We start from the raw sequence: 10617 nt of genomic DNA, 5'->3' as shown, positions 1-10617 counted from the left end.
GATTTGAACGGATGAATCTATATTTATAAAAATTAATATAGACTTCCGTTACTTTCCGACATCTCCCCAGATGGAGATTTTTCTGTGGAATGATATGTTCTGTGTGGATGGAAAAACTCTTTCTGACAGGCCTGCCGGAGACATAATGATGACGCTGAAGTCTTTTCCTGCGCTGAATGATCCTCAGGTTTGTGTGGAGGTGACTGCGATGTCCGATCGTTATGAAAAGGCGTTGAGCGAGAATATCCTGCACGAACTGGACGCATTTTTTTACGAAGGTGCGGAAACGGTTCGTTACGGTGTGGGGGAGAATCTCTACGGGTTTGAGGAAATCCAGGCCTTCCGCCGGGCGCGGGCGGGAGGGTCACCGCCGCGGGAGGTCCTGCGTCGTGTCATTACGGCTGTGGGGCAGGATGTGGCGACGGTGGATCTGGAGTTCCGGCGCATCGGGGCTGAGAAGATCGGGCGTCAGAGCCAGACCTGGTTCCGCACGCCCGATGGATGGAAGATCATTGCCGCGCATGTGTCGCTGATGGGCACGGGATCTTAAGCGCGGCAATCAGCTTCCGCTGGAGACGTAGCCTGCAACTGCCCGGTTCCATATCAGGACCATGACGCCGAGAAAGACAAAGCCTGCAATCGGAGACAGGGCGCCGATCCATATCGGCATACCCAGCGGGTCTGGGTGATTGAGACTGAACAGAGCCGGATAGTAGCAGACTGCTGCGAGTGGCAGGACGAACGTTATGAACCGCCGGAGCCAACGGCCGAACATGGTCAGTGGGTATTGTCCGGCCTCGACGCCGCCGTATGTCAGGACATTCACAACTTCCAGCCCCTCGACCGTGATGAAGCACAGTGCGGCCTGTCCGATCAGGACGCCGAGGAACATGGCTGCGCCGCCTGCGATGGCGAGCGGCAGAACCAGAACGGCGCTCCACTGGACGTGTGGGGCAAGCCATAATCCCGCGATGAGAACGAACGCGCCCTGAAGGAAACGTCCTATGGGGCGCAGGCGCAGTTCGTGGCCCAGAAGCAGAAGCAGGGTCGAGCGTGGCCGCAGGAGCAGGCGGTCGAAGCTTCCGGTGCGGACGTACTCGCCGCCAAAGACCTCGAAGCCGCGCCCCAGCGTTTCGGCCACGGCAAATGCCACGTTCACAAGGCCATAAAGAACGGCGACCGTGCCGATATCCCAGCCGGCAATGCTACCGAAGCGTCTGAACAGGCTCCAGATGCCGAAGAAGCCGAGCAGGGTCGTGACGAAATTGCCGATGGCCTGAATGGCGAATGTGCCGGGATAGCGGAGTTGCGCCACGATCGAGGCACTTGCCATGCGGCGATAGAGACCAAGGGCGCTGAGCGTGCGAGGGGTATGTGTCATGTCAGGCACCCTGCACCTCCAGTCGGTTGACCGTCTGGCGCATCCACAGGCGTCCGAGAAGGGTCAGTGCCGTCAGCCAGAAAAGCTGAAGGCCCAGCCCGGTTGCGACGCCCCCCGGAATGGGCGTGCCCAGATAGATGCGGATGGGAATGTCGGTAATTCCGGCAAAAGGCTGTGCGAGCAGGAAGGGGCGGATCCAGTCGGGATAGAGCGGCAGCGGCAGGAGCATTCCCGACAGCAGCACGGCCAGTGGCGTTCCGACGGCGTAGCTGCCGAGTGGGGAGAGCGTGCGGGCTGTCAGTATATTCCACCACATGACGATGGTAGCTGAAAGCAGTGCGCCAAGCGTGATGGAAATCAGCGACAGTCCCGCCGCCGCCAGATCCGCTGGTGGCGCGAGGCTCCATGCTCCGAGACCGACCAGCATGGCCAGCGGACCCGCCACGCAGGCCAGCAGGACTGCACGGGGTATGGCATTGCCCAGCAGACGCGCCAGACTGGCTGACAGCCACCAGTTCCACATATCGACCGGGCGTAGCAGATCATAAACGATGGCGCCTGTTTTGGCGGCGTCTCCGATGGCGGGCAGGCAGCCCAGCGGCAGAAGTGTGAAGAGGGACTGCTGGATCCAGGTGTAGGTCATGGCCTGTCGCAGCGAGAGCGGAGCCTGAACGTCCGGGGCGGCGTGATAGACAGAGGCATAAGCCATCAACGTTACGGCGCCGAACCACATCTGCGCCGCCAGTCCGGCCACCACCGCGATACGGTATCGCAGACCAATCTTCCATTGCAGCCCGAAAGCCGTGAGATAGGGGCGGAGCGTCATGCTGCGTGGTCCGCATAAAAGCGTGTGATGATCTCTTCGATCGAGGGGCGGCTGATCCTCAGATCGTCGAGCCCAGGCAGATGTCCAACATGGGCAACAAGGGCAGGGGCCGGGATCTGGCGCGGATCGAATGTGATGGTGAGGCTGTGTGGTGCGCGGGAGGTTTCGACCGCTCCTGCCGGGAGTGCCAGTTCGGGCGGCGTACCATGGAAATCCAGTTCGAGAATACGTTCGGACAGGGTTGTCATGCGCAGGTCCTCAAATGGACTGTCCGCAAGGATACGACCATGCCCGATGACGATCACACGTTCGGCCAGCGCTTCAATATCATGCATGTCATGAGTGGTGAGCAGGACCGTCGTGCCCCGGTCCCGGCTAAGCTCATGGACAAACGCCCGGACAGCGAGTTTGGACGGTGCGTCGAGGCCAATGGTGGGTTCATCGAGAATCAGGATTTCAGGGTCGTGGATGAGGGAGGCGGCGATTTCGGCGCGCATTCTTTGTCCGAGCGAAAGCTGGCGGACAGACTGATCCATGATCCCGCCCAGATCGAGCGCATCAGCCAGACGGGCGCGGTTGCGGGCGAAGCGTTCAGGATCGACGCCGTAAATATCCCGCAGGAGGGCAAGACCTTCACCGACCGACAGATCCCACCAGAGCTGGGTACGTTGGCCGAAGACAACCCCGATCCGCGCGACATGGGCCACACGGTTTGTCCAGGGCACCAGCCCGTTCACCTGTACTTCGCCGGAGGTGGGACGCAGGATTCCGGACAGGATCTTGATAGCCGTGGATTTTCCTGCACCGTTCGGGCCGATGAATCCGGCGATCTGGCCTTTGGGAACAGAAAAAGAAATTCCGTCCAGCGCCACGATCTCACGTGTTTTGCCGCGCCAGCTTCCTCCTTCGCGGATCCGGTAGGTTTTCCGGAGGTTATTGACGGTAATGGCATCAGAGGCGGGGTGGGAAGACTGCATGAGGATTCCGGGGTGGGAGGGTAATGAAAACTGGCGTGATCTTATTTTATAAAATAAAGTCTTATTGTTTCAATTGTCTCACTGTTTTGTGCCTTCCTGCAACAAAGCTCTTTCTGTAAAGTGAATTTTACTTAAGGGTGCGGATCATGGCATCCCTGTATTTCGCGTTTTTTGGCTCTTCAAGGGGAAGTTGGTTTGAGGCATGTGAGTAAATTCCTGAGGTTGGTTCCTACTGGTGCGGCTTGCCGCAGATCCGGTTCTGTCCTGTCGTTCGCTTTCGCCTGCGGGTTGGGGGTGCTCACAATGGGGTCCGGTACTGCTCAGGCGCAGAGCAGCAAGAGCAAGGCAAGTTCGGAAGATCTGACCAATCCTGCCCCTATGGGGTCGGAGACGCAGCCGGTTCCTCCACTGTCCACGACCATTCCGGGTTTTCTCCAGTCTCCGTATGGACCGCCGTCCTTTGGTGCGCCTTACGGCACGACCCATATGCTCGGGACATGGGGCGGCGTGCAGCCCTGGCTCCAGAAGCATGGCATCTATGTTGCGGTGGATGTGTATGAAAGTCTTATGGGTAATGTGACGGGTGGGCGTCACCAGACCGAGACGAATGCCGGGCAGGTCGGTGTGACGGTTGATCTGGACTGGCATCAGATTCTGGGTGGCGACTGGTCCAAGGATCTGTGGCTGCATACACTGATGGTGAACGGGCATGGCCGGAACCTGAGCGGTGATATCGGCGATAACGTCACGCAGGCCCAGCAGATTTATGGCGCGCGTGGCAATGTCGTGGCGCATCTCGTGTGGGCTTATGCGGAGAAAGCGTGGTTTAACCGGAAGGTGGATCTGGCGGCTGGCTGGATCCCGACGGGCACGTTCTTCAATAATTCTCCCTGGCTTTGCAGCTTCGCGAACGTCTCCATGTGCGGCAACGTCACGCCGACCAAGTACCTCAATGGCGGACGTGACTGGCCGTCGGGCAATATGGGTACCGTTCTGCGTCTGATGCCGAACCCGCATCTCTACCTGATGGGCGGCCTGTTTGCCGTATCTCCCCATTCGTATAATGGCGGCATTTCCGGCTGGTCCTGGGCGCAGAGCGGGCTTGGTAAGCTCTCCACCGAGGTCGAACTGGGCTGGATTCCGGAGTTTGGCAAGGACAAGCTGATCGGCCATTACAAGGTCGGCGCCATGTACGATAACTCGCGCTATCACGATCTGTATGATGACGGATCAGGGCAGGCCTGGGTGTTGAGTGGCCGCAATCCGCGCTATCAAAGCGGCCAGACGTCTGTCTGGGTGCTGATGGATCAGATGCTGATCCGGCATGGCGATGGCCCGATGAACGGCCTCATGCTGGCAGGATACTATTCCTATGCTTCGGGTCAGACGTCTGCGATGAACCATCATCTGGTTGGCTCTCTGCTTGATACTGGCAAGCTCTGGGGCCGCCCGCTGGATACGTGGGGTATTGCGTATCAGTGGATGAACTTCAGCCGGGCTGCGATCCTGCAACAGGAAGCGTCGCTTGATAATGGTCTGCCGTTCCAGTCCACCAATTTCGGTGTTCCGCACGGTGTTCAGTCGCATGAGAACGTTTATGAGTTTTTCTATAGTTTCCACATCATGAATGGTCTGACGCTACAGCCGGACTTCCAGTATTTTAACCGTCTTGGTGGAACGACCCGTTATAAGGACGCGGCAGTTCTGGGAATGGTTTTCAACGCCGCTCTCTAAGGGATCAGTTCCCTTTGCGAAAGCGTGTGGAGAGGATGATGGCGGATACCGTCCTCTCTACACCTTCCATCTGACCGATATCATCAATGGCACGGTTGATGGCCTCTGTGGTGGCCGCGCCCAGTATGGCAATCAGGTCCGAAGCGCCGCTGACTGCGTGTAATTCCCGGAGTTCGGGAAGTGTTTTCAGGTCGCGCTCTACCTTCTGGCTATGGCGCGGCGTGATGACGATCGAGACATGCGCGCGAAGCAGGTCGTCGTCAGTATTCTCCACAAGTGTGTAGCCGCGGATGTGGCCCTGTCGTTCCAGACGTTCCATGCGTCCCTGAAGGGTTGTGCGTGAAATCCCGAGCCTACGCGCCAGCGCAGCTGTGGGCGTGCGTGCATTGCGACGCAGGATGTCGAGCAGGGCCTGATCCAGTGAATCCGTCATTCTGCCAGTTATAACCGGCAATCTGCCGATGGAAACTGCATTTCATCGTCTGGATGCCACTTGAGATCCGTCTGCTCTGATCGTGATGCTGTCATAACACTTCCGAAACAGGATATGATCATGAAGCAGGTTACGGTTGCAGGCGCGGGAAAGATCGGTTCAGCCATTGCGGAGCTTCTCCATCACGGAGGCTATGGCGTCACGCTACTGGACTGTCATGCGGATCACCTTCAGGCGCTTGTCCTGCCGGAAGGTGTCAGGCGCAGAACGGTGGATATTGCAAAAGGACTGGATCCAGCGCTGCTGGAGGGCCAGTTCGCTGTTCTCTCTGCGCTGCCCTTTCATCTGACGCGGAATATCGCAAAAGCGGCTGCTGCGGCAGGCACGCATTATCTCGATCTGACGGAAGATGTCGCCTCCACGAAAGATGTGCGGGCGCTGGCCGAAGGGGCGTCCAGCGCATTCATTCCACAATGTGGTCTGGCGCCGGGTTTTGTCTCTATTGCCGCGCATGATCTGGCACAGCATTTCGATGAGGTCGAGACGATCCGGCTACGGGTCGGGGCCCTTCCGCGGTTTCCGTCCAACGCGCTGGGTTATAACCTGACCTGGAGCACGGAAGGTCTGATTAACGAATATATCGAGCCATGCGAGGCGATCGTGGACGGGCGGCGCGTTGTAGTTCCCGCTCTGGACGGTGTTGAGACGCTGGGCGTCGATGGCGTAACTTATGAAGCCTTCAATACGTCGGGCGGTCTAGGCTCCTTGTGCGAGACCTATGAAGGCAAGGTGCGCGAACTTAATTATCGCACCATGCGCTATCCGGGGCACCGGGATATCATGAAGGTTCTGCTGTCGGATCTGCGTCTGTCGGAGCGGCGACATATCCTTCAGGATATTTTTACGCATGCCATTCCGGGCACCACTCAGGATCTGGTCGTTCTTTCTGTTATCGTGACCGGCCTGAAGGACGGAAAACTCCAGCAGGAAACGGTCGCGCGTTCCATTGAGTCTCAGGATTTCATGGGAGGATTCCGTACGGCAATCCAGCTCACGACGGCCGGGTCCATCTGCGCCGTTCTGGATCTGCTGGCAGAAGGAAAAATCCCAACGAAGGGTTTTGTGCGACAGGAAGATATTCCGCTGGCCGATTATCTGGCCAACCGATACGGGAAAATCTACCGGTAGGACTGCGTCAGGTCAGGACCTTCACCAGCATCAGACTGGCGCTGACAAGACCGACCAGAGACAACACGACCGTAAGCATCAATGGTCCGCTGGCCTTGAAGACGGACCGGATATCAATGCTCATCCCCAAGGCTGCCATTGCCATAACGGTCAGGGCTGTGGCGAAGCTGTTGAGGATGGGCAGGACTGCTTCGGGAATAAGACTGAAAGACCGGCAGATCATCATCATCAAAAATCCCGTGATGTACCACGGAACGAGACGACATGGGTTCGGACGCGTCACTGACGGACCCTCTCTACGGGCGAACAGAAGCGACAGGACAATGCATACCGGTCCTAGTGTCAGGACGCGCATGAGCTTGACCAGTGTCCCGGTATGCAAGGCAGCAGCCCCAAAAGGTGATGCTGCTGCCATGACCTGTGGAACGGCATAGACAGTCAGTCCGGCAACATTGCCTTCCGCGATATCGGATAACTGGAGGAACGGCAGAAGGAGTGGTAACCCGAGAACGACGGCAAGGCCACCTGCGGCAGTGAAGGCGAGAGTTGCACCAATCTCTTCGTCGCGGGCATGAATGACGGGTGCGACCGCCATGATGGCAGAATTTCCGCAGATCGAATTACCACAGGCTACGAGCAGGGTTTGTGAACGGGAAAGGCCGGCCATTCGTCCGATCAGAACGGTCAAGGCCAGGCTGAAGCTGACAATCCCGAAGACACAGGCAATCATGACGGGTCCTGCCGAGACGATCCCTGCCATGCTAAAGCCGGTTCCGAGAAGAACGATGGCAACATCAAGAAGGGATTTTGAACAAAACCTGATCCCTGAATCAAAAATCCGGCTTCGATTGGACACCGAGCGGAGGCCGACGCCAATGACAAGGGCCAGATTGAGCATTTCAAGCCAAGCCTTCTGTAGAAATGCCTGTTCGATTTTCTCCGCTTCAAAAGCCAGCACGGTAATGCCCGCACAAAGAGCGATGCCAGGCAGCTTTGCGCCCACGATACCGGAGAGTCTGAAGATCGGACGGTTTCTGAAGCAGGATATGTGCATGATGATCTCCCTTGCCGGAGACATCTAGGCTGAAGAGAATACATCATTCCAACGAGTAATTTTTCTGGTTTCAATCGGAAAATCAGATTGATTGTGTTAGAAGAACTCTATGACACTCGATCAGCTTCGTCTTTTCATCGCAGTTGCGGAACGCGAGCATGTTACGGCCGCAAGTCAGGCCATGAACGTGACCCAGTCTGCTGTTTCGGCTGCCATTGCGGTTCTGGAAGCGCGTTATGGGATCAAGCTTTTCCATAGGGTCGGTCGAGGGATTAGTCTGACCGATGCAGGACGTCTGTTTCTGCCCGAGGCGCGGGCGGTGGTTGCTCAGGCAGCCGTCGCTGAAAATGTCCTGAGGGACATCAGCGGTCTGAGGCGAGGTACGCTGAGAGCTGTTGCTAGTCAGACCATTGCCGCATACTGGCTTCCTCGGATCCTTGCAGCGTTTCGACAGAAATATCCCGAAATCGAGGTCGAACTGGCGATCAGCAACACGGAGGAGGCGGCCCGTATGGTTCGGGAAGGGGAGGCCGAGGTCGGGATTGTAGAAGCCGTTGTTGACGATCCTGCACTGGCTCAATGGCCGGTGGGGAAAGACCATCTCATTCTTGTGCAGGCCAGTTCTCTGCTCCCGGCGCAGGTTGATGACGTCTGGCTGCGCAAACAGGATTGGGTCATGCGCGAAGACGGGTCCGGGACACGTTCAACTCTTGAACAGTATCTGGGCGCGCGTGATATCCTTACGAAAGATCTGAATATTGGTCTTGTGCTGCCTTCAAATGAAGGTGTGCGGACTGCCATAGAGGCTGGTGCCGGCATCGGGGCATTATCGTCTCTGGTGGTGGCGCCGGCGTTACGTGCAGGGACGCTGCACGCAATCCTGCAGATTCCTGAGAGCCGTTTTTTTTATGGGATGCGTCATAAGGAGCGTTATCAGAGCCCGATCGCTAACGCCCTGCTTGGTATGCTAGCGTGTATTGAGGTTTCTTGGGGCGCATCGGAAAATCAGGCATAAAAAAAGCCGCCCTGACGGGCGGCTTTCTGTACACCAGAGTGCACATCAGAGCAATTAGATTGCCTTGATGCTCACTGCCGATGTCTTGCCGTTACGGCCAGATTCGAGCTCGTAAGAGACGTGCTGGCCTTCGTTCAGAGTGTGCATTCCGGCGCGCTCGAGTTCAGAGATGTGAACGAACGCGTCCTGACCACCGTTGTCAGGCTGGATAAAGCCAAAGCCCTTGGTGGAGTTAAACCATTTTACGGTGCCTGTTGCCATAACGAGGCTCCTTTTTAACAATAGCAGTCGTGTACAAGATACACACGAAATCATAACACTTAAGGAGAACGAATGGCGCAACACGCGCCGAAAACTCACTCAAGAGCACCTGCCATCTCTAGTTAGGCGCCATGTTTTTCAAAAATGCAAGGGAAAAAATTTCTGAAAGAGATTTAAATTGTAACGCGGCCAAATATTAAATGCAGAATTTCCGTGAATTTATTTTCAGATAACCATAATTTTTGTGTTTGGAATAAAATATCATTCAGCTTGAAGATTTCAGATTCAAAAAAATGATTGATAAACAATAATATTTGATTGTGACGACAAGATGCTCAACAGCTTTTATGCAAGATGGACAGACAGGAACAGACAATGATGTTTCAGGATCGTGCATTCCTGACAGAACTTTTTGAGGCTGCTGTTGGTGCGGCGGAGCCAGATCAGATTCTGTCAGCGCATCTCCCCGAGCTTCCGAAAGGACGAACGGTTGTAATCGGGGCCGGAAAAGGAGCTGCCCAGCTTGCAGCGGCTTTTGAGCGTGTCTGGACGGGCCCGCTGAGCGGTGTGGTTGTCACCCGTTACGGGAATGTGTGTCCAACGCGGTTTATCCGTGTGCTGGAAGCATCGCACCCCGTGCCGGACGAAGCAGGTCTGAAAGCAACGGAAGCGCTTTTTGATGCCGTCAAAGGATTGGGACCGGATGATCTCGTGGTGGCGCTGATTTGTGGCGGCGGGTCCGCCCTGCTTCCGTGCCCACCACCGGGGATGACGCTTGCGGATGAGGCCGAACTGAACCGTATTCTGCTGGCATCCGGGGCACCAATTTCGGTTATGAACAGCATCCGCAAGCAGGTCTCCGGTATCAAGGGTGGTCGTCTTGCTGCGGCAGCGGCTCCGGCGAAGGTGGTGTCTCTGGTAGTTTCCGACGTTCCGTTTGATGATCCGGCGCAGGTGGCCTCAGGCCCGACCGTGCCGGATATGGGAACGCGCGAAGAGGCCCGTCGTCTCGTGAAGACTTGGAAACTGCGACTTCCGGAGAAGATCCAGTCCTGGCTGGACGGGGAGGAAGGCCGGGCGCCACTAGCGACCGATCCGGTCTTCAGCGGGCACAGTGTCCGTGTGATTGCTTCAGCGCATCTGTCTTTGGAAGCAGCGGCGGAGAAAGCGCGGCAGGCGGGGATTTACCCTGTGATCCTGTCCGATGCGATCGAAGGGGAGGCCCGGGATGTTGGCAAGGTTCATGCCGCTCTCGTGAGAGAGGTCGTTCTCAGGGATCGGCCGTTCAGACGGCCGGTCGTCATTTTATCGGGTGGGGAAACCACGGTGACGATACGCGGACAGGGGCGAGGCGGTCGGAACACGGAGTTTCTTCTGGCTTTTGCACTTGCGGCGGAAGGGCTGCCGTTTGTGGCACTTGCGGCGGATACCGATGGCATTGACGGGTCGGAAGATAATGCTGGGGCGTTCGCCGATGGTGGCAGCATGGAACGGCTGCGGGAAAAGGGGTTCAGTCCTGTCGATCTTCTGATGGAAAATGATGCTTATACAGCGTTCGAGGCTCTGGGCGATCTGTTCGTGCCGGGACCGACAGAGACGAACGTCAACGATTTCAGGGCAATCCTAATCCGTCAAAACTAGGCTCAGGACCTATTAATTTATTGAACTGAGCGAGAGGTTGTGATTCACAGGCTTACCGATGGAGGGTAGGCCTGTGAGTGAGGTATTTTTGTTGTCTGAGCGCCAGA

At 56.8% G+C, this 10617-nt stretch carries 11 protein-coding genes; 5 read left to right on the top strand and 6 right to left on the bottom strand.

All coding sequences use genetic code 11. The annotated features are described in order from the left end of the window. The first annotated feature begins 148 nt into the window (after window positions 1–148). Window positions 149–550, top strand: a complete 402-nt coding sequence (gene hpxZ, locus HKD21_RS12680) for an oxalurate catabolism protein HpxZ (RefSeq protein ID WP_194256011.1) — start codon at window positions 149–151, stop codon at window positions 548–550. Window positions 551–559: 9 nt separating this feature from the next. Here hpxZ and HKD21_RS12675 read toward each other — a convergent pair whose 3' ends face one another. From HKD21_RS12675 to HKD21_RS12665, 3 genes are read right to left on the bottom strand one after another with little or no spacing between them, the layout of a single operon-like run. Then, the gene (locus HKD21_RS12675) at window positions 560–1381 is read right to left on the bottom strand and encodes an ABC transporter permease (protein WP_194255995.1); all 822 of its coding nucleotides are present in this window, start codon (window positions 1379–1381) and stop codon (window positions 560–562) included. 1 nt (window position 1382) lies between these two features. Continuing rightward, on the bottom strand, window positions 1383–2207 hold the full coding sequence (locus HKD21_RS12670; RefSeq protein WP_194255994.1) for an ABC transporter permease: 825 nt from the start codon (window positions 2205–2207) through the stop codon (window positions 1383–1385). Beyond that, window positions 2204–3184, bottom strand: a complete 981-nt coding sequence (locus HKD21_RS12665; RefSeq protein ID WP_194255993.1) for an ABC transporter ATP-binding protein — start codon at window positions 3182–3184, stop codon at window positions 2204–2206. The genes HKD21_RS12670 and HKD21_RS12665 overlap by 4 nt, the downstream gene beginning before the upstream one ends. A gap of 303 nt (window positions 3185–3487) precedes the next feature. Here HKD21_RS12665 and HKD21_RS12660 point away from each other — a divergent pair, with 303 nt between their 5' ends. Next, window positions 3488–4918 carry a carbohydrate porin gene (locus tag HKD21_RS12660; protein WP_194255992.1) on the top strand — a complete coding sequence of 477 codons (1431 nt, stop codon included), beginning with the start codon at window positions 3488–3490 and terminating at the stop codon, window positions 4916–4918. 4 nt (window positions 4919–4922) lie between these two features. On the opposite strand, the gene HKD21_RS12655 is transcribed toward HKD21_RS12660, so the two are convergent. Next, the gene (locus tag HKD21_RS12655; protein ID WP_194255991.1) at window positions 4923–5351 is read right to left on the bottom strand and encodes an Lrp/AsnC family transcriptional regulator; all 429 of its coding nucleotides are present in this window, start codon (window positions 5349–5351) and stop codon (window positions 4923–4925) included. A 120-nt stretch (window positions 5352–5471) separates the two neighbouring features. On the opposite strand from HKD21_RS12655, the gene HKD21_RS12650 reads away from it, so the two are divergent. Next, a complete protein-coding gene (locus HKD21_RS12650) occupies window positions 5472–6539 on the top strand; it encodes a saccharopine dehydrogenase family protein (RefSeq protein WP_194255990.1) in 1068 nt (355 codons plus the stop codon). 7 nt (window positions 6540–6546) lie between these two features. On the opposite strand, the gene HKD21_RS12645 is transcribed toward HKD21_RS12650, so the two are convergent. Then, entirely contained in the window at window positions 6547–7593 is a 1047-nt protein-coding gene (locus HKD21_RS12645) for a YeiH family protein (RefSeq protein ID WP_228121469.1), read from the bottom strand. 109 nt (window positions 7594–7702) lie between these two features. Here HKD21_RS12645 and HKD21_RS12640 point away from each other — a divergent pair, with 109 nt between their 5' ends. Further along, on the top strand, window positions 7703–8608 hold the full coding sequence (locus HKD21_RS12640; protein WP_194255988.1) for a LysR family transcriptional regulator: 906 nt from the start codon (window positions 7703–7705) through the stop codon (window positions 8606–8608). A 54-nt stretch (window positions 8609–8662) separates the two neighbouring features. On the opposite strand, the gene HKD21_RS12635 is transcribed toward HKD21_RS12640, so the two are convergent. After that, window positions 8663–8869, bottom strand: coding sequence for a cold-shock protein (locus tag HKD21_RS12635; protein ID WP_024717199.1), 207 nt, complete (start codon window positions 8867–8869; stop codon window positions 8663–8665). 375 nt (window positions 8870–9244) lie between these two features. Here HKD21_RS12635 and HKD21_RS12630 point away from each other — a divergent pair, with 375 nt between their 5' ends. Continuing rightward, window positions 9245–10510, top strand: a complete 1266-nt coding sequence (locus HKD21_RS12630; RefSeq protein WP_194255987.1) for a glycerate kinase type-2 family protein — start codon at window positions 9245–9247, stop codon at window positions 10508–10510. Window positions 10511–10617 lie beyond the last annotated feature (107 nt).

Source organism: Gluconobacter cerevisiae, from assembly GCF_015244675.1.
In the GTDB taxonomy this organism is placed as follows: domain Bacteria; phylum Pseudomonadota; class Alphaproteobacteria; order Acetobacterales; family Acetobacteraceae; genus Gluconobacter; species Gluconobacter cerevisiae.
The sequence above is the reverse complement of the archived record's forward strand: the minus strand, read 5'-3'. Positions and strand labels throughout refer to the sequence as shown.